This window comes from Sporosarcina sp. YIM B06819, from assembly GCF_033485175.1.
Lineage (GTDB): Bacteria > Bacillota > Bacilli > Bacillales_A > Planococcaceae > Sporosarcina.
This window is the reverse complement of record NZ_JAWLIQ010000032.1, coordinates 16,280-37,450: the sequence shown is the minus strand read 5'-3', so window position 1 is coordinate 37,450 and position 21,171 is coordinate 16,280. Positions and strand designations below refer to the sequence as shown.

Sequence of the window (21,171 nt, the reverse complement as noted above, 5' to 3'; positions counted from 1 at the left end):
CCGCTTCCCTCGCTACGCTCAGTCCAGGGTCTTCAGCCCGTGCTGTTCCCGCAGGAGTCGCCGCCTTACGCTCCAATCAACGAAAGTGGAACTTCATTTTTACGAATATTGAAATTTATAATCGTATAATCGTTCGCCTTTATAATCGAAATAGGTAATTATGAAATTGATTCGAATAAAAAAATGATAGGGTAAGGACTGTTTAAGTCCCTCCTATCATTTTACTATAACCTATAAAACTTTTGAGCATTTCCACCAAATAGGGAATTCATATCTTTTACGGTCATCTCGTCAGTTAAATTCTCCAATACAATTTCTACCACCTCGTCATATTGTGCGGCTAGTAAGCAGACCGGCCAATCACTGCCAAACATAATCCGATCAGTACCAAAACACTTTATGAGATGATGGATATACGGTTTAAAGTCGTCGATTTTCCAAGAGCGATGATCCGCTTCTGTCACTAACCCTGAAATTTTACACATCACTGATTCAAAGCTAGCGATTTCAGCCATTAAATCAGCCCATGGCGTCCATTGTCGCTGCCCAATGGCAGGCTTTGCACAATGATCAATCACCGCACGCAATGTTGGATATTCTGTCAATAACTCAATAATATATGGCAGATGCCTAGGGAAAATTAATAGGTCCAAAGGAATATCATACTCCACTAGTAGGCTGATACTTCTTTTGACGTCATCTCTTAGAATCCATCGGTCGTCCTCAAGATTTTGTAACATCGGTCTAATACCCACGAATTTAGGATTATTCTTGAATGTTGCCAATTGTGCTGGAAACTGTTCCGACGACAAATCCAACCAACCTACCACTCCGCCTATGAAATCCGTTCGCGCGGCTAGATCCAATAAAAACTCAGTCTCTTCCGGTGACGGCGCAGCTTGCACTACAACTGTTTTTTCAATACCATGCTTGTGCAAATGCTCTCGTATATCTTCAGGCATAAAATCCCGATAGATCGACGGTAAATCAGCAGTTGGCCAGTCGTTCAGATTTTCACTCAATTTCCAAAAATGTTGATGCGCATCGATTCTCATCATATCCTTACACGCGCTCAAGCATCACTGTCTTTTTCAGTTCATTTGAGCGATAAGCAGCTTTTACCACTTCTAATGTGCGCAACCCATCCATTCCCGTGATGGATGGCGTGCCGTTAGATTTCACACAGTCGATAAAATCAGCCAGCAAGCCAGCATCCATATCTTCTGACCAAGGCAACTCCTGAATTTTTTCATCTTGGTCATTATAATACAGGGAATGTTGTTTGAACGCATCTACAGTCAAATTCCCTTTTGTACCGACAAAATGCATGACAACATTGCCCCACGTTGGGTATGTTTTTGGTCTTGACCAACTTGGATCGATAGACACAATCATTCCAGATTCAAGTTCAAGTGACACCATGCCACAATCCTCTACATCGATATCATAAAATCTTGTGTCGAGTTCCGCATAGACAGTTTTTACTTCATCTTTGAAAATCCAACGAATGACATCCATAATATGAACGATATGATCTGTCGCCGATCCACCGCCAGAAAGCTCTTTCTCAACGAACCAGCCACCTGGCATCAAACCATGATTGGTCGCATTAATGGCAAGCACTTTTCCAATTGCGCCTTCTTGAATCATTGCTTTGACATTTTCCATCACCGGTGCAAATCGAACTGGATAGGCAACTTGTAAGATTACTCCGGCTTCTTCACAAGCTTGAACCATCGCTTGTGCATCTGCAACTTCAGTCGCCAGCGGTTTTTCACATAAAATATGTTTGTTAGCTTTTGCTGCTTTGATGACATGCTCTTTATGATTACTATTTTCAGAGCAAATAACAACGGCTTGCATATCTTTTGTTAAAAACTCATCTAAATCTGCTATAAAATCACAAGCATATTGCTTGGCCATCGCTTGACCTCTTGCTTCATCTTCATCCCAAATATACGCTAATTCAACATCTGCATCATTATAAAGTGCAGCTGCATAACTTAACGCATGCATATGAGCAAAACTGATGATTCCCATTTTCATTGTACTTGTCCCCCTTCAGTCAACGTAACTGGTTGTCCCTCGGCAGCAGATTGCCTAGCAGCTTCTGCAATACGGATGGCTGCTAATGCATCGGTAGCCGAAACAATCGGTTGGCATTTTCCAGTTAGGCAATTTACAAAATGTGCCAATTGGCGTGTAAATGGATCCCTTCTCAACATACTTGCTGGCACTACGGCAGATGCCCCGTTGTGATGACTATCCAAGATGACTGGATTCGTGTCATCGTGATTATATGTAATCATCCCTTTGTTGCCCGTCAATTCAAAAGATGAACGGAATTTTGTTTCTGCCCAAGACAATTCAACATGGACAACTGTACCATCTGTCATTCGTAGCATGACCAGTCCGTACTCCTTCGACTGTCCACCGGGTTCAGTATGCTTCACATGCTTCGCCTGGACTCTTTGCACGTCCCCAAATGTAGATTGAATCCATTCAAATTCATGAATTCCTAAATCAAGGAATAAGCCACCACTTTTCGTTTCATCCATATACCAGGTCCGGTCTTGCGCTGGATAAGGTACACCTCTAGACATACGAATAACTCCCGGACGACCAATTGCGCCGTTTCTCACTTGTTCTGCTGCATTGGCATATTCCGGGAAGAAGCGCAATGTGTGACTCACAAGCAATTGAACATTTTGTTGCGCACAGATCGCGATCATTTCCTCCGCTTCCGCAGCCGTCAACGCCAATGGTTTTGCACAAATAACATGTTTTCCCGCCCGCGCAATTTGGCATACCAACTCGAAATGCGTATCCGTTGGTGTGCAAATATCAACAGCTTCTACATCTGTCTGCGCCAATAAATCTTCCAAACTGGTAAATGTAGCAACCCCGTACGGTTCGTTCACTTGTTGCAATTTCTCTGGATTACGACCCACTAGTCCAACAATCTCTACATCTGCTAATTGCGACCAGCGCGCTAAATGTCTTTGGCCCAACTTTCCTATCCCTACAACTGCAATTTTCACTTTCTCCATCCCCCTCAGCACTCTTTTATAAAAAAAAGTGGGTTTTGACACCCACTTTTCCATTATGAAAATAAAAGTTTCTTTGCATAGTCAAATGATGCTTTTGCTGCAAAACGACATTCTTCGACACCTTCAAATTCAATCGTCACATAGCCATCGTAACTTGACGTTTTAATCATCTCAATAATTTCTTGTGTCGGAAGATCGCCATGGCCTAAAATAGCACCACGTAATTGATTGCCAAAATGAGTGCCGAACCAACCACCAAAGCGAGACACTTTATCTTGGCGGTAGTAGAAATCTTTTAAATGAATGATTGAAGCAATTGGCAAGTTATTTTTTACAGCTGTTAACGGATTCTCGTCGTAACATAAGAAATTTCCGATATCTAGCGTTGTTCTAAAGTTTTCACGATCCACTTGTTGAACAATCGCTTGAACACGATCACTAGATTGCACATAATACCCATGATTTTCAATGCTCGTGACGATTCCTTTATCTTTTGCATAGTCAGCAATTCGCTGGCACGCTTCAACAAGTTTAGGCAAATCCTTCATGAAATGGCTTAAAGTTCGTTCATGAACATCACGATTAGCAATATCATGCCTCATAAATTTCACACCCAGTTGATGAGCAACATCGACGTGTTGTTGAACGCGAGCAATTTCCTGTTCAAAAGCTTCTTCTGTTTCACAAAGGAAATTAGCACCAATCGCATAGTTCGATAAATCAAGACCAAGTGATGCCGCTTTTTCTTTCACTTGTCCGATCAATGCAGGCGTTTCGATAAAATCATAGCCCATCGGTACTAATTCAAGATGTTCGCCACCAATTTCTTTGACCCAATCCAACACATCTAAAATATCCATCTCACCTTTATTAATTGCTTGAAATAAACTGTATGAACTCATGCCTAGTTTCATCCGTTAAACCCCCATTTTTAATAATTATTTTATTGTATTAATCGACACTTCTCGTTCACGATTGGTACCGATAACATTTCCTTCATAATCGGTAGCAAACAAAACGGATCGCTCCGCTTCCATAAGGAATTCATAGGTGACTTGATTGACCGGGTTTTTTATTTTTACAGTCGTATCTTCACCAAATTCGGAGACAAAGACAAACAACTCCGCATTGGCTAATGATAATTTCCGACCATAGATACCTGGATAGTCTCCTGTTAGCCATTCCAAATGAGTTGAAATATTGGCTTTAGCAATTGCGTGATTATATAAAGCAATTAAAGGCTCATTTCTTTCGTTTAGCTCAATTGGGACTGGACTCCAAATCAGCTGTCCTTTGCCATGGGCAAATTCGAGTACCTTATTCGGTTGTTCACTAGCTGTTGGCACTTCTTTCATCACTTGCGCAATTCGCGTATCAGGGAACGATACACTATGTGCTTGATTGTTTAAAATCATCACTTCTTCGCGTCTAATATTGGCACGCACGGTTTCTCCAACAAGCCCAACTGCACGATCCGTTGGCTTCCAAAACTCATTGAGCGACACTGGTCCTGTAAATAATAGCACCGAGCCTTTTTCCTCTACAATGCTAAGCAGTTCATTAAATGCCGCAGTTTGAAAGTTGTGTGCGCTTGGAACAATGATCAGTTTCGGTGTATCTTGTCGAAGTGATGCCAAGTGATATTCACTCAACGCCCTAAATGGCACATTCAATTCGTAGCCCATGACACGTGTTAACTTGCTCGTCGCGTCACACGCCAAGCGTCTATTTGAAAAGTCGTTAGAATACGGGAAAATGACCGCAATATCTTCCAATGTTCTGTCTTCAAAAATATGTCCAACTTTCTTCATGAATGCACCGAAATCATAAGACACATCGGTTTCCGGTTTTTCTGTGCCATCTGCTCGTAGCGCACCAATATTGGATTCATTAATATTATTCATAAAGTAGTTCGTATTCCACACCCACTGTACAGCGCCAGCACCTGCCCCAGCATAAGCATAAGCATATTTTCTTTCGAGAATATTTCTTAACTCTTCTTCACTGCGTTTAGCAATATTGTCGGGTTGTTCAACATACATAATCCCTGTTTCCTGGATGAGATTTGGTTTAGTTGGCGTTTTGGTGAAAACACTATCCCAAAGCAGTTGATCCATCATCCACCATGAATGATTGGTTGTATAATCGACTGCTTCCTCATAGAAAAACGGAGAAGGTCGTTGTCCAACGAGTGCTTCATCTTGACCAACAGTGACCAATTGGTTCGGCGTATAATACTTGATCGTAGCAGTAAGTTCTTTTGCCCACTTATTGTGCATAGCCATTGTAAATAGCGTGTAATCCAGCCATTTCAAGCCTCTTTTACCAGAAGCCATGTCTTGAATATGCGTATTTATTTCGTTAATAGTCGGTGGAGCAATTGCCGAAAATGCTGGCAACTCTGCAGGCGTCATATTCCAATTTTCTTGGAGTTCTGCAATCGTTGTATACTTCTTTTGTAACCATTTTTGATATTCCGTACGTTCAAAACGATCAGACAATGTTTGCGGTCCTGCAAAGACACGCTCAGGATTAAACATCGACGGTTCGTTAATTAAATCCCAATTCAAATTTGTCGTCCCTTGATGACGTTGGACAATCGTAGCGATAAATCGTTTTTGCGCTTCTACACTTCGTGGATCTAAATAAGGATTTTCTCCATCCCACATTTCTGGTGTGAAAGAAAAGAAGCATAATGTCACATAGATATCATGTTTTTTGGCAGACAATATAAAAGCATCTAATGCCCGAAGCACTTCTTCATTGACATGTCCATCGACAAACATCATATTGCGATAAGCAAACCAAGCCCCTGTCCGCACATAATTGATGCCCGCTTTTTTCATTTGTGCAAAATCACGATCCCAAGCCGTTGGGTTCGGTAAATATAAGAAATATCTTGATACATCAGAGGTCATATAGGTCATCCCAACGATTGGAAACGGCTTGTCATCTTTTCTAAAATAATCACGATCACAAGTTAAAGGACTACCTTGCGCCAGTAATGCCTGGTCCAGTCCCCAAAACCCTTGCTGCAAAATAAATATTTCCTGTTGAGAAGATGTACAAATGCATTCAATTTCGAATAAACCAGGTTCAACAACAATAGCTGGAACCAATTTTGTGATGTTCAAATACTGATCCGCGCCAGCCGTAAACGTTTGTTGATAACGAACGACATCATCTTTTCGAATGGTAACGTTATACGTCCATTCACGTTGCTGTGCAGTCATCGACTGATATTGAATGGAAATAACCGGCTGTTCTCCAACTTCATAGCTGGCATAGTTGGTTTTGACCCATATTTCTGTCACACCGAAAGATGCAAAATCAGCAGCTTTAGCTAATAACTCAATCCCTGTAGACTGCCAGAAAACTTCTTGTAAGGGCTGGTTGAAGAATAGCCAGCGGCCTCCTGTGAAATTCCCGCGATAATTTTCGATGAATACGCTAGGCGCCGCAATTTCTCTACCAGCAGCAGTTATCCCTTTCATCAAAGGATAGATTCTAGCATCCATCGGGCCATTAGAACCCATTTCACTTTCAAGCGTGCTAATTTTTGTCACATGGAGGATAAAATTATATGTATCTTCAACTGTAAATAACTGCTCATAACCTTTCAACAGCGGGATGTCTGCATTCGCTGTTAATACGTTAACATCAGTTGTTGTCACAGGTAGCGCTTCATGAATATTCATTTGCATATGATAAGCAGTTTGCTCGCTTTCTTGTTGCCACTGCCCACCTACCTCATTACACGGAATTCTAAATGGAATGCCCCCTACATGAACATAGCCATTTCCTTGTTGTAAATAATTCAATATTGTAGACCATGCCCGTTTAGGGAAATAAGGTCCATGCAAATTCACAAAACTTGTAACCTCTTGATTAGTTAATGTTTTCTCTAAATCGTAAGCGCTAACAATTGTAAAATTCTTTTTCAGTTGCTCCACCATTTGGTGGCTTGGACGCACCCCTACATAAGGGAAGCTTTCGTCATAAAACAATACATGCATATTCCATCTTACCTCCGACACGATAGTTGGTTCAATGAATAACACCCATGGGTAGGATAACACAATGGTTCCACCTTCACCATAGGTATTAATCATTTTTTAATAATCATTCAAAAAATACTGTCAATTAAAAGACTATTTCTTGTTGTTTTGCAGCCGATTCATAAATAGCCGTTAAAATTTTCATCATTTCTACACCATCATCAATGCCACCAATTGGGTCTTCACCTGTTAAGCAGCTGTTGACGAAATGATTTATTTCATTTTGGAAACCATCTGCAAAATTAAAGGAAGGGCTATCAATTTGTGGCGTACTGTTTAAAATGATATCGTTTTCTTCATGCACAATGACTAATGATGGATCAATTTCTGCTCCACCTTTATCACCAAAAATAACTGCGCTACTCTGTTCATTTTTCACATGCAAGGTAAAGCTGACATCTACCATTAACGATGCACCATTTTCAAAACGGATCAGTGCATTCGCCAAGTCTTCTACATCATTGGCAGGCGAATAATCGGCTGCTTTATAGAAGGATAAGCTTTTAATATTCGTACGGTTGCCTAATTTATTGTATGTATTAGCACTAACCGTTTTCACTTTTGGTCTACCCATTAAATACCATAGCAAATCAATGACGTGAACACCAATATCGATAAGTGGACCACCACCTGACCTTGATTTATCAGAAAACCAACCGCCCGGATTACCAAGTCTTCTTAGGTTTGATGCTTTCGCGTAGTAAATTTCACCCAATGAACCTTTATCGATTAATTCTTTTAAGACATTGATACTAGAAGCATGACGGCGAACGTACCCAATCATAAATTTCTTATTACTTCTCTCTGTTGCTGCTTTAATTTCGAGTGCTTCATCGTGATTTAAACACAATGGCTTTTCACATAATACATGCTTACCTGCATCCAATGCCGCAACAGCAATATCTTTGTGCGTATTATTCCAGGTGACAATACTAACTGCATCTAGTTCTGGATTCGCAAGCATTTCATGATAATCTGTATAAATCGTTGAAATCGTATACTTTTCAGCTTTTGCAGCTGCACGTCCTTCAATTAAATCACAAACAGCAACCAATTCTACATTCGGATTGTTTTTATAAGCATCAAAGTGAGCCTCGGATAATGAACCTGCCCCAATAACGCCGACTTTTAGTTTTTTCATATTCACATTTCCTCCTATTTTCTATAAAACAATCCAATCACCGACCCAATTGTTCGGTGATTGGACGATATTTTTAGATATTAGTTAGCTGCGTAACGATCGTAAGCTGTTTGATAAACTTCTACAACCTTGTCCACACCAATTTTATTTGCAGTTTCTACATATTTATCCCACTCTGAGAAAGGTATAGCGCCTGTAATAAATTTAGCTTCCATTTGTTCTACGTAAGCAACAAGATCCGCATTAATACCTGCAATTTGATCTAACTCTTCTGCTGTTAAGAATAATTGTGGCATAGCAACTTGACCATACTTAACAATTTTTTCTGCTGTTTCATTTTTCACGAATACATCATATTCGTTAGCAAAACTTAATTCGTATGCTTCATCTGCCCACAAAGGAACGTTAATACCGTATTCTGGCGTCATAGTTCCTTTTTTATCGCCTAGATCTTTAAGATTGATACGCTTTGTTTTTGTGTCATCCGTAAATTCCCATAGATCGCCCTCATCTAATCCTTTAATAAACGCTGATCCTTCTGGTGAATAAGAGTAATCGATCCAACGCATTGTTGCTTCTGGATTTTTATTTGTGTTCGAGATAGCAAATTGGTTAATACTTTGTCCTGGACTGATTGGAATTACTGGTTGACTGACATTTGGACCTGTTACAGGTTGCATCATTGGATGTTTGTCACTTTCTTCAACACCCATAAAACTTCCTGCTCCCCAGTTTGCAAATAAACCGACTTGATTCTTTTTACCTTTTGCACCTTTTTGTTCACCTGTTTGTGAAAACGCTTCATGATCGAATAGATCCGCTTTCCACAGTTTGTTCATATACTCTAGGTATTCCTTATATTCTGGTTGAATTGCTCCATATTTTACTTCTCCATCATACGTACCTACAGCTCGCGCAACAACACCGAAGAAGCCCATAAACCATTGGTTAATATCCCACATTTCTGCTGCTGTCAACGGAATTTCATCCGGTAGTCCATTACCATTTGGATCTTCTGTTTTAAATCTTACTAATAGATCATATAACTCATCTGTAGTCGTTGGTAATTCTGTTACATTCAATGCAGCTAAGAAATCACCGTTGTACCACATTGGGTGGATATTCCATGGTGGCGATGTCCGGTTTACAGTCGGTAATGTATAGATATGACCATCTAAAGCCGTAATCGTTTTCTTAATATCTGGGTACTTTTCCAACATTGCTGCAACGTTTGGTGCATATTCATCAATTAGATCATCTAAAGGAATCAATAACCCTTGTTCACTATATTTTGTCACATCACTATTCGTAAGAGATGCTGCATAAAATACATCTGGTAGTTCATTACTAGCAAAAAGCAAGTTCTTTTGTGTTTCGAAACTTTCATTTGGCGGTGTATTAAAGTTAAATGCGATGTTCGTTCGTTTCTCCATCTCTTGGAAGTATTTCATGTCTTGCCATTTTGCAATCCCAACGTTTGGCGCAAATAGCGATAGTGTAATTTTTTCATCAACAATCGGGAAACCTTCTTTATTTACTTCCACTTTTGCTGCGTTAGAACCTGCTCCTTCTTTAGATGATGCACATCCTGCTAGGACGCCCATTACTAGCATCATTGACATAAAAACTAATAAGCCTTTTTTCATTATAATAATCCTCCTAATTGCGTGTAATTTCACGATTTTTCAATAAAAACAATGATCTCTTTTATTACATCACCTCCCTTAGTATAACTGATGTCATTAACCTTTTACGGAACCAATCATCACACCTTTTACAAAGAATCTTTGCATAAATGGATAGATGACAATTAGTGGCAATGTCGCAACGATGATTACTGCGTATTTAACTGTATCGGCAATGGTCGCTTTATTTTGCATCGCTTCAGCTGTCGCTGCATCCATCGTCATCTCTGCACTCATTTCTTGCAATACTAAGATTTGTCTAAGCACAAGCTGTAATGGATATAAATCTTGATTGCGAATATAAATCAACGCATTGAAATAGCTATTCCAATGTCCGACACCATAAAACAACGCCATAACAGCGATAATGGGTGCAGATAATGGCAGAATAATCTTTAGGAATAGCGTTAAGTTACTTGCGCCATCGATTTTGGCTGATTCTTCAAGTTCACCTGGAATTGAGCCTTGGAAAAACGTCCGACAGACGATGATATTATACACAGAAGCAGCGCCTGGAAGAATCATTACCCAAATTGTATCGATTAGACCCAAGCTTTTGATTAACAAATAACTCGGTATTAGCCCACCGCTGACAAACATAGTCACAAGTAAAAGCCCTGTGATTAATCCACGACCAACAAAATCTTTCCTAGATAAAGCATAGGATGCCGGAATCGTAACTAATAAGTTAATGGAAGTTCCCAAAAAGGTATAGATCAATGTGTTTTTATAACCATTCCAAATTTGTGGATTATCAAAAACCATTTTATACCCTTCAAATGTAATTCCCTTAGGCAACAACCACATTTCACCTGAGTTCACAAGATCAGGACTACTGATGGAGGCACTTACAATAAAGATGACTGGATATAAAACAACAACTAACGCCATTGTTAGGAATGTATAGTTGAAAAATTTGAACACTTTATCGGAAAATGTATCTAAAAGCATCTTTCTTCATCTCCTTTCTTACCACAAACTCGCTTCAGATTTCTTTCTTGCAATATAGTTAACCGTAATCAATAGCGTTGCATTAATGACAGCATTAAAGATATCTACTGCGGCACCAAAGCTATATTGACCTTCAACAAGTCCTACTCGATAGACAAATGTAGATATAACGTCGGAAGACTCCATATTTAATGCGTTTTGAAGCAATAATATTTTTTCAAATCCAACTGATAGGAAACTTCCTACGTTAAGGATAAGAAGGATAATGATTGTCGGTAATATTGCTGGCAAGTTGATATGCCAAATTCTCTGCAATCTAGTTGCTCCATCAATCGTAGCGGCTTCATGCTGTTCTGGATCTACACCTGCCAATGCCGCAAGATAGATAATGGTTCCCCACCCAGTATTTTGCCATATACCTGACCAGACGAACACGCTTTTAAACCAACCTGGTTCGGTTAGGAAAGAAATCGGCTCAAAGCCAAACGCTTGTATAATGTAGTTAATAATCCCAGTTGATGGTGTAAGAAATGTAATGATAATACCTGCCATTACGACAACTGAAATAAAGTGTGGTGCATACGTCACAGTTTGTACAGTTTTCTTAAAGATTCCTTCCTTCGCTTCATTAAGAGCTAAAGCTAAAATAATTGGAATCGGGAATCCAGCGATCAAACTGTAAAGACTAATCCCAATCGTATTCTTTATAAGATCCCAGAAGTAATAGGAGTCAAAGAATCTTTCAAAATGCTTAAAGCCCACCCAAGGACTCCCTGTAATTCCATCTACCGGATTATAATCTTTAAAGGCAATTTGAATTCCGTACATAGGAAAGTAAGCGAAAACAATTATGTAGACGATTAATGGCAATGCAAACAGATAAAGTTGCCAGTTTTGTATAATCATTTTTCGTTTATATGCTTTTCTTTTCTTCTTTGCAACAGATGGATCTGCAAGCTGTTCTTTATAAGTACCCAAAATACCTACCTCCTTAATTTCTTGTTGTTGTGTATTTTTCCGCTGCACTAACTTAAACACAAGCCCAATATGTTTGTACATATGTAAATTTTCGATTAATTGTAATCCCTTACAACGCGTTTTTGTAATCAATTACATTCGATGTTTTCAAATTATCGAACATTTTACACATCGAAGTATGATTCTACACATCCGAAAACCTTTGGTACAAAGCGTTTTATCTTGCCATTCATTTAACACACTTCTAGTTAATCAGATTGGTAATGGTCCCTTCAGCATGATATCAAGCATTCAGGGACACTCCTTCTCTTCATTTAATTAAATCGGAATACATGTGCAAGAGGTGCGATGTCGGTCACTGCCGATGCAGGAATTGTGATCGTTATACCTTCTGTCGTGCGCATAAAGCTGAGATTATTTGCTTCTCCAATTAAATCGATCGTTGTAATGATAGTATCGTTGGTATAAGGAATGAAGATTTGCTCGTTTACTACTGAATCATCATTGTCATACATATAGAAACAAAAAGTTGTTTCATCTTTACATGTAAATCCAATGTTGTCATTAAAGTAAGGTGCACACATTCTTGTTCCATAGACAGCTTCACCGTGTACTTTCAACCAAGCACCCATCTCTTTCATCCTGGAAATTGCTGTACGTGGCAGTCGGCCATCAGGTTGTGCCGCGACATTTAATGCTAAGTTTCCACCTTTAGCAATTACTTCGATTAATAAATGAATGAGTTGTCGTGTAGATTTGTAATCGTCTTCATAACGGAATGAAAAAGCGCTTCCCATTGTAATACAGCTTTCCCACGGAACATCCATTGGATTTTTCGGTACAGCTTGTTCTGGTGTAATAATATTTTCATACGGTCCGCCAATCAGACGGTCTGCTGATAGTAACCAAGGCTGCTTTTCACGAGCTTTTTCCACTAATTCACCTAGACGAATATCTTGCTTGTTTCTCTCCGAAACCCAGCCCGCATCGAGCCAAAGTACTTCAACCCTACCGTAATCCGTTAACAACTCCATCATTTGATTATGTGTAAATTGAACAAATTCTTCCCACAGTTCCGGGTATTGTAGCGGATCATATGATGGACCACGTGAAGTTTGTGTCCCACGCTCCATTCCTGGCTTCCAATACGTTTCCGTATGCCAGTCAGCTTTTGAAAAGTAAGCAGCTATCGGCAACCCTTTCGCACGAAAAGCGTCAAATGCATGTTTGACAATGTCCGCATATTTATGGGTATGGAAAGGTGAGCTAGGATCCGTTATTTTGTATTCGGTTGTCTTCGTATCCCACATACAAAAGCCATCATGATGTTTCGTAGTGAATAGGAAGTATTTAAAGCCGCCCTCTTTTGCTAGTTCTGCCCATTCATCTGGCTGGAATCGAATCGGGTTAAAACTTTTGTTCAACTCAAAGTACTGCTTTTTAAATACTTCAGCATCCAATTCCCAGTCCACATCTTCCCGAGACCATTCAGCATCATGGTCACTTAATGCCCAAGACTCCACTAAACCTAGTTGAGAGTATGGCCCCCAATGCATCATAAAACCAAGTTTCTGATCTTTAAACCATTCTAGCTGTTCAATCAGAACAGCTTCACTCGGCTTCACCCAGTTTTTAGTATTACTGAAACTATGTACACCGTTTTCTATTTCTTCTTTTTCACTGCTAGTCTCTTTGTTTTCACTCATTAATAGAGTTCCTCCCTAAACAACTATTTGATTGCTGCGAACGTTACTACCCCGCATTAAACTGACATCCGCCAATTCATAGTAAGGTTAGAATAATCAGTATGTAAATATGTAAAATCACGATTCGGAGAAAACGCTTACAAATAGACCATTCGGACAATGAACATAAAATACACAGACCAGTCAGATTCTACATAATCCAACACTGTTTCTCCGTTATTTCTTGAGTCCACGGTCTTTTTCATACCACTGAACATACAATTTCAACCTTTAAGTTCCTCTTGACAAAAAACTACATCTTACATACTCTTAGAACAGGTTTATTATTTAAAATATTTATATTAATGCTTAGAAAGTGGTGATACATATGTACAACGCAAGGGGATTTTCTCGATTAGTCATTGATGGTTCAGACTGGATATTCAAAATTATGTATGTCCATTTGTTATGGATTGTTTTCACCGTTTTAGGCCTAGGTATTTTTGGTGTCATGCCTGCTACAGCAGCCGTGTTTTCAACTATACGCAAGTGGTTAATGAAAGAAAGTGATATCGCTATCTTCCCTTACTTCCTTCATATATATAGATCTACTTGGAAAACCTCAAATATTATTGGCTTAGTTCTCTTTGCTATGGGTAGCTTTATTTATGTGGATTTAAAAGTCTCACAGGAATTTTTGAAATTTGCACCAATTCACTTTTTCTTATTGCTAGTGCTCTTTATCTTCATCATTACTTGCTTATTTGTTTTCCCTGCTCTTGCACATTACGAATTAAAGCCTCTACAATATTTAAAACAATCGCTGTTACTAGCATTAGCACAACCTATTTATTTACTTTCTATCCTTTTATGGACTCTAAGCGCTTACGTCATTTATAGCTATATACCAGTACTTTACATATTCATGGGTGCTACAGTTTTTGCTTTCCCCATTATGTGGTTCAGCTTACGCGCCTTCAATAAAATCGAACTAAAAAAAAGCCAGCAGGCATGATTCTGTTTGGGATATGAATACTTCAGGGAGGTGCTCTCGTTTATATGAAAAACAAAACACCATCAAGATTAAAACTAACCTATATTTTTTCATATATTCTCATTTTCATGATCCCTTTTTTAGTAATATCGCTAATTTTTTATTATAATTCTGTGAAAAGCTTGCGAGAAGAAACTGAGTTATCACATACTCATAATCTTGGAATCGTTAAAAATACAGTTGATAACCATATAAAAGAACTTGGTAAAATTGGTGCACTTATTTCTTATGACTATAAACTGTCTCAATACATGGTTAGTATTAATGAATTTCGTCCTGAAGCCATCAGCGAATTAAATAAGTACAAAGGAAACAATTCAATTATTGACGAACTATATCTTCACTATTATGAACAGAATGATATTTTTTCTGCCGATGGCTATATGTCTATGGATACTTTCCTTACCTATAAAACTGATTTACAAGAGTCAAATCAACATGCATTTTTAACTACGTTAAACGAAGTGAACTATCCACAACTTACCCTACAAACAAAAGCATTTGGTAACCATCCTGTTTTTATGTATCCACTTCTACCAGGGCCTGCCAAGTCACATGGGGTTGTGTTTATGAAACTAAGTGAAACATTCTTTGCCGATATGATTAACACCATCTTAGGTAGTTATCAAGGTGCTGTTTATATTTTCGACCAAAATGACGACGTCATTGCAACTTACTCGAATAACGCTGACAATCTTTTAGATATTTCCGTCATTAAAGATTCGTTTACTAATGTATCCAATATTAGTGAATTGAAGGTAAATAAGGTCAACTACTCCATCATGAAAGTCCATTCTGACAATACGAACTGGACATATGTAACCGCTTTACCAACAATACAATTTTTCAACAAGGTCTATCAATTTAAAAATTTTATGTTGCTGATTGTTGTTTTCATGTTGCTGATTGCTTCATTTAGTGCAATTTATTTAGCGCTTAGACAATATTATCCCATTGAAAAAATGCTAGCTATTGTCAAAGAAAGAGATAAAACGTTTCAATTCACAAGTAAAAATGAACTGGATAGTTTACGTATTTCAATTGAAACAATGTACGAAAAACATGACAATCTGCAAACTCAATTTGCCAATCAACAACCTTTAATACGCGATCAATATTTAACGATGCTTCTGCAAGGTCAAAACAAGGCCGCCGAAAAGTTATCAGATTCGCTTCATTTAAATTTACAGCTAGTTGAAAATTATTCGTTTGTTTTTGTGACCTCCCTTTCTAAAGAACGATTGAGTCATATTGATACGGAAGAATTGGAAGCAGCCACAAGTGAATTATTAGCAAATGCAACAATTTATAGCGTTGAATTGATCAACGATAAACTAATGACGTATATTATCAATAGTCAAAGTAAGGATACGTCGGAGCAACAAGTATTTTTAAATTTATTTATTCGACTTCTTCATAACATTGAACCGACTGCATGGATAGGTGTCGGTGAATTCTATAGTGGGAATGAGCAAATACACCGGTCGTTTATAGAAGCATCTGCCGCCTACGAACATGGAAAGTCTTATGAAGAACAAGGAATTTCTTATTTTAGGGATATTAAAGCACCTCAGGAAACATTATGGCTACCAAAAGATTTGTTGCTGACATTAACGCAAAGCTACAAACAAGGGAATGCGGAAATCGCCAATGAATCCATAAAATCATTAACTGCCTGGTTACGAGACAATCATAGATCCATTCATTTAGCCAAGCATATGCAGTATGATATTATGAATACGATTATCAAAATAGTGAATGAAATAGGCGTTAACGTTAATCTTGAAAAGATTTATTACTTACAAAACATCACTTCTTTAGAGCAACTAGAAGACAACTTATTGACATTTACCAATGAGATTTGCACAGTTATTTCTAGTAAAAAAGAGAATCAAAAAAAACAATTGCAAGTTGATATTCTCAAACATATAAAAGATCATTTTATCGACCATGATTTTAGTCTCGAGAACATGGCTCAAAGTTTTAATCTTTCCGCTTCCTATTTAAGTCGGTATATAAAGGAAGAAACGCATATGACTTTTTCCCAATATGTGTGGGAATTAAGACTAGAAGAAGTGAAAAGGCAGTTAACTGAAACCGATTTACCCATAAAAAATATCGTCTTTAACGTCGGCTACATTGATGCCCCAAACTTCTCTAGAAAGTTCAAGAATTCTGTCGGATTAACACCTGGGCAATATCGAAGCTTATGTGTGAAAGATTTGAAACGCATATAAAACACTTTGAAAACGGCTCCGAAGCATAATCGGAGTCGTTTTTATATTTCTTCTCCCCTACCTACGCTCAGAATAAAAATTTGAGCGGCTGTGTATTATGAATAGGGTTTTGTTGGAACCTGCGATTTTCACTCAAACATCTTAAAATCCGCCGGAGTTCCAGCATAAGATGCGTATGGGGATCTTGTTGTATTGGAGCAATACGGGGAGTTGCGCCTGCGTAGATAGATAGGTCAACCTTGCCAAGATGCCTATCCGAGATAGCGAGGAGCTAACTTTTTATAAAGACTGTAAAGGGACTGTCTATTAAGTCCTTAAAACAAAAATAGTACAGACGACTTTACATGAAAATCGTCTGTACTGTACTATTCTATATACCAATGTAAAAAAATCATTGGATTTGCTGAACCACTTATTCCTTACACCCACCACATATCCGCAGGCTGATCCTTAATTAAAACAGATTTCAAGTTCGTGACAGCACGTGAAAACCCTTCATCAATCGACATCAAAGGATCCTCATGTTCAATACTGACCACATAATCATAGCCATATGTGCGCAGGGCACTCATCATATCGGACCATTCTTGGGTACTATGTCCACAACCAACAGATCTAAATGTCCAAGCACGTGTTTGCACATCTCCATAAGGCTGCATATCCGTCAGACCATGCATATTGACATTGTCTTGATCAATAAAAGTGTCTTTCGCATGGAAATGGTGAATGGCATTTTCTTTCCCTAAAATCTTAATCGCTGCGACTGGGTCAATGCCTTGCCACCATAAATGACTTGGGTCCAAATTGGCTCCGATAGCCGGTGAAGTTGCCTCTCTTAATTTCAACAGCGTGTATGGCGTGTGCACCGAAAAACCACCGTGTAGCTCGATGCCAATTTTGACGCCATGCTCTTCCGCAAACTTCCCTTGTTCTTTCCAATAAGGAATCAGTTTTTCTTCCCACTGCCAGTTGTAAATATCCGAGTACTCGGTTGGCCACGGGGAAACCGGCCAACTTGGTTGCTTGGAATCCTTATGTGCCCCTGGTGTTCCTGAAAACGTGTTGACGACAGGAACTCCCAATAGATTTGCTAGTTTAACCGTTTTAACGAATATTTCATGAGCCTCTTGTGCTACTTTTTTGTCAGGTGAAACAGGATTGCCATGACAGCTGAACGCGCTAATTGTTAGCCCGCGGGACTGGACTTTATCCAAATACTCCTTACGCTTTTCTTCACTCGCAAGTAACTCATCGACGTTACAATGCGCATTGCCTGGATAGCCACCCGTCCCAATCTCAATCGCTTCCACACCAGCATTTTTCACATGATCCAGCATGTCTTCAAATGATTTTTCCGAAAATAACACTGCAAATACGCCTAGTTTCATCACTCATACCTCCATCCGTTAAATTTTACTGATTTGTTTTGTTTCCATTGATGCCAAAGCAGCTAAAATCACGTCTAACGACTTCATGCCTTCTTCACCATTGATAAGTGGCTCCGTATTTTGCACAATGGACTCGATAAAATGATTGATGACATGCGTCGTCGTTTGCCCGCCTTCTGCATTCGATTGAATGGCCCCTAATGCATAGTTCACGACTTCACCATTTTTATATTGCACGATTAATGAATAATCTGGATCATCTTCCAAACGTAATGTCGCATGTTCTCCGTAAATAATAGTAGAGTTATCTTCTTTTGCCGTGTACGCCCAGCTCGCCGCCAGTGTACCAATCACACCGCTCTCAGACTTCAAAATACAAACTGCATTATCGTCCACATCCGAATTTTCTTTCGCACTTGTTTCGATAAAACCAGCGACTTCGACAAACTCTTCACCAAGTAAATAACGGAGTAAATCAGCTTTATGTACACCTAAATCACCCATTGCACCAATAAAAGCCTGCTCCTTGTTGAAGAACCAACTATCTTTTCCGTCAACACTCCAACCTTCAGGACCTCCATGTCCAAAAGCCGTTCTAAAGCTATAAATTTTGCCGATTTCCCCACTCGCAATTAACGCTCTCGCTCTCGCATGTGACGGCACAAACCGTTGATTATGCGCAATCATTAGCTTTTTATCATTGCTTTTCGCTGCTGCAATCATAGCCTCTGCTTCTTCTTTTGACGTTGCCATTGGTTTTTCACATAACACGTGACAACCTGCCTCTAAAGCGGCAATTGACACGGGTGCGTGTAAATAGTTTGGTAAGCAAACACTAACTGCGTCAACATTTTCAACTTCAAGCAGCTTTTTATAATCGGTATAAGCTGTTGCACCATATTGATCTGCAGCCTCTTGTGCTCGTTCTTCCACAATGTCACAAACCGCTACAATTTCCACAGCAGAATGGCTATCATATTCCCCTAAGTGTCTATATTTTGCAATACTCCCACAGCCAATAACTGCAACTCGTAATTTCGTCATTTGTTTCACTCCTCTTAGTATTATTCGTTATGATTCGCAATTTTCTCTAATGGCTTTGCATTGCCATAAATCGGTGTAGGTGTATCCAAGTTTACAGCCCATTTCACTGCGTTACGAATAACCGTTTGCACATCTTGATTGTAGTAGGTCGGGTACGTTTCATGTCCTGGACGGAAGTAGAATATCTTCCCTTTACCACGCTTAAACGTTGCACCACTTCTAAAGATTTCTCCACCTTCAAACCAACTGACAAACACCAACTCTTCAGGTGCTGGAATATCAAAATGCTCGCCGTACATCTCTTCTTTTTCAAGTTCGATATACTCCCCAATACCCGCTGTAATTGGATGGCTCGGATCCACTACCCATAGACGCTCTTTCTCGTCAGCTTCACGCCATTTCAGGTCACAAGTCGTACCCATTAGCGTTTTAAAGATTTTTGAGAAGTGAGCCGAATGCAAAACAATCAATCCCATGCCTTCCAATACACGCTTCTTCACTCTTTCCACAATGTCATCTTGTACTTCATCGTGCGCAAGATGTCCCCACCAAACAAGCACATCCGTTGCATTTAACACTTCTTCTGTTAAGCCATGTTCAGGTTCGTCTAATGTTGCTGTTGTTACTTGGTTAGCGTCCTGCTGTAAAAAGTCTGCAATCGCCCCGTGAATTCCTTTCGGATAAATCTCGGCAACCACCGGATTTTTTTGTTCATGACGATTTTCGTTCCATACAGTAATATTCATTAAAAATCTCTCCCTTTTTGTTGTTTCTTGCATGAATTTAGGCAAACGGTTGCATTTGCAACTAAAAAAATTGAAGCCCCTCGGTAATTGCATTAAATCCTCGGAGCAACACATGATTTTCTTTCCACAATAGAAGTTGGTATGACCACACTCTTTTTAAATATCGAAGGATCTTTTACCAATTCTATCAAACAACTTGCAGACTCATAACCTAATTGAAAAATTTGTGTATCGACAGTCGTCAAAGGCGGATTCGATATTCTGGATATAATCGAGTTATTGAAACTTATTAGACTCATGTCTTCTGGCACCTTAATATTCTTCTCACTCAATGCAGTCAAAAGGATTAACGCGTTTAAGTCATTTGTCACAACTAGTGCTGTAGGCGGATCAGCTAACTCCATGAGTTCACTGATTACTTGCTGCCCATGATCAGCATTTGGTTGTAAGTTTTTCAAATAAAGTTCAGGGATATCAAGGTGCTTCTCCCTCATGGCTTGGCTGAAACCATTTAACCGCGCTTCTCCTACCTCAAACTCCGTGTCTTCACCAATAAACGCAATTTTGGTATGTCCAATATTTAGTAAATAGTCGGTAGCTTCTTTTGTTGCCTGAACATTATCATTGTCGACAAACATAATCTTACCCGGTTCAATTAAGGGTTTTCCAATAACAACAAAAGGGATACCCGATTCGATTAAATAAGGAACCACTCGATCATCTTTTTTTGAGTATAAGACAATCATGCCATCGACTCTTTTTCCACGCACCATTTTTACCGTATCATTGAAAATTTCTTCCTCAGACTCCCCAGTAGTTAAACTAATACTGAAATCGTACTTACTGCACAGACCACTGATTCCACGAATAACCTCTGGAAAAAAAGTATTAAACATCGATTCCTCAGTAGAGTTTTTCATCACAATTCCAATTGTCTTCGTCGACTGTTGGGCAAGATTTCGTGCATTATAATTTAGATGATAGCCCATTTCTTCCATAATCTTATGAACTTTTCGTTTTGTTTTTTCACTAATATGCGGACTATCCGAAATCACACGTGAAACAGTAGATGGGGCAACCCCCGCCCGCGCTGCAACATCTTTTATCGTTACTGACATAACCTACATCCTTTTTTTTGATTGACTAGTATCACC

At 39.1% G+C, this 21,171-nt stretch carries 16 protein-coding genes; 2 read left to right on the top strand and 14 right to left on the bottom strand.

The window, feature by feature from the left end; genetic code table 11:
• Positions 1-224: 224 nt before the first annotated feature.
• The 10 genes from R2B72_RS17000 to R2B72_RS16955 all read right to left on the bottom strand — a co-directional run bounded on the left by R2B72_RS17000 (position 225) and on the right by R2B72_RS16955 (position 13,569).
• On the bottom strand, positions 225-1,058 hold the full coding sequence (locus R2B72_RS17000) for an amidohydrolase family protein (RefSeq protein WP_318618016.1): 834 nt from the start codon (positions 1,056-1,058) through the stop codon (positions 225-227).
• Positions 1,059-1,062: 4 nt separating this feature from the next.
• Positions 1,063-2,046: a Gfo/Idh/MocA family oxidoreductase gene (locus R2B72_RS16995; protein ID WP_318618015.1), complete on the bottom strand. Its 984-nt coding sequence runs from the start codon at positions 2,044-2,046 to the stop codon at positions 1,063-1,065.
• Positions 2,043-3,041: a Gfo/Idh/MocA family oxidoreductase gene (locus R2B72_RS16990; protein ID WP_318618014.1), complete on the bottom strand. Its 999-nt coding sequence runs from the start codon at positions 3,039-3,041 to the stop codon at positions 2,043-2,045. The genes R2B72_RS16995 and R2B72_RS16990 overlap by 4 nt, the downstream gene beginning before the upstream one ends.
• Before the next feature lie 62 nt (positions 3,042-3,103).
• Positions 3,104-3,964: a sugar phosphate isomerase/epimerase gene (locus tag R2B72_RS16985; protein ID WP_318618013.1), complete on the bottom strand. Its 861-nt coding sequence runs from the start codon at positions 3,962-3,964 to the stop codon at positions 3,104-3,106.
• A gap of 24 nt (positions 3,965-3,988) precedes the next feature.
• Positions 3,989-7,162: a beta-galactosidase gene (locus R2B72_RS16980; RefSeq protein ID WP_318618012.1), complete on the bottom strand. Its 3,174-nt coding sequence runs from the start codon at positions 7,160-7,162 to the stop codon at positions 3,989-3,991.
• A gap of 31 nt (positions 7,163-7,193) precedes the next feature.
• Positions 7,194-8,249, bottom strand: coding sequence for a Gfo/Idh/MocA family oxidoreductase (locus tag R2B72_RS16975; protein ID WP_318618010.1), 1,056 nt, complete (start codon positions 8,247-8,249; stop codon positions 7,194-7,196).
• A gap of 80 nt (positions 8,250-8,329) precedes the next feature.
• Positions 8,330-9,895, bottom strand: a complete 1,566-nt coding sequence (locus tag R2B72_RS16970; protein ID WP_318618009.1) for an extracellular solute-binding protein — start codon at positions 9,893-9,895, stop codon at positions 8,330-8,332.
• A gap of 96 nt (positions 9,896-9,991) precedes the next feature.
• On the bottom strand, positions 9,992-10,885 hold the full coding sequence (locus R2B72_RS16965) for a carbohydrate ABC transporter permease (protein WP_318618008.1): 894 nt from the start codon (positions 10,883-10,885) through the stop codon (positions 9,992-9,994).
• Between the two features lie 18 nt (positions 10,886-10,903).
• Positions 10,904-11,791, bottom strand: coding sequence for an ABC transporter permease (locus R2B72_RS16960; protein ID WP_318618017.1), 888 nt, complete (start codon positions 11,789-11,791; stop codon positions 10,904-10,906).
• 386 nt (positions 11,792-12,177) lie between these two features.
• The gene (locus tag R2B72_RS16955; protein WP_318618007.1) at positions 12,178-13,569 is read right to left on the bottom strand and encodes an alpha-L-fucosidase; all 1,392 of its coding nucleotides are present in this window, start codon (positions 13,567-13,569) and stop codon (positions 12,178-12,180) included.
• A gap of 367 nt (positions 13,570-13,936) precedes the next feature.
• Here R2B72_RS16955 and R2B72_RS16950 point away from each other — a divergent pair, with 367 nt between their 5' ends.
• Positions 13,937-14,563, top strand: coding sequence for a YesL family protein (locus R2B72_RS16950; protein ID WP_318618006.1), 627 nt, complete (start codon positions 13,937-13,939; stop codon positions 14,561-14,563).
• Between the two features lie 44 nt (positions 14,564-14,607).
• Positions 14,608-16,839, top strand: a complete 2,232-nt coding sequence (locus R2B72_RS16945; protein WP_318618005.1) for an AraC family transcriptional regulator — start codon at positions 14,608-14,610, stop codon at positions 16,837-16,839.
• A 419-nt stretch (positions 16,840-17,258) separates the two neighbouring features.
• On the opposite strand, the gene R2B72_RS16940 is transcribed toward R2B72_RS16945, so the two are convergent.
• The 4 genes from R2B72_RS16940 to R2B72_RS16925 all read right to left on the bottom strand — a co-directional run bounded on the left by R2B72_RS16940 (position 17,259) and on the right by R2B72_RS16925 (position 21,135).
• The gene (locus R2B72_RS16940; protein ID WP_318618004.1) at positions 17,259-18,227 is read right to left on the bottom strand and encodes a sugar phosphate isomerase/epimerase; all 969 of its coding nucleotides are present in this window, start codon (positions 18,225-18,227) and stop codon (positions 17,259-17,261) included.
• An 18-nt stretch (positions 18,228-18,245) separates the two neighbouring features.
• Entirely contained in the window at positions 18,246-19,271 is a 1,026-nt protein-coding gene (locus R2B72_RS16935) for a Gfo/Idh/MocA family oxidoreductase (RefSeq protein ID WP_318618003.1), read from the bottom strand.
• A gap of 20 nt (positions 19,272-19,291) precedes the next feature.
• A complete protein-coding gene (locus tag R2B72_RS16930; RefSeq protein ID WP_318618001.1) occupies positions 19,292-20,017 on the bottom strand; it encodes a ThuA domain-containing protein in 726 nt (241 codons plus the stop codon).
• 92 nt (positions 20,018-20,109) lie between these two features.
• Positions 20,110-21,135 (bottom strand): LacI family DNA-binding transcriptional regulator, encoded by a 1,026-nt coding sequence (locus R2B72_RS16925; protein WP_318618000.1) that lies wholly within the window; start codon positions 21,133-21,135, stop codon positions 20,110-20,112.
• Between the last annotated feature and the right edge of the window lie 36 nt (positions 21,136-21,171).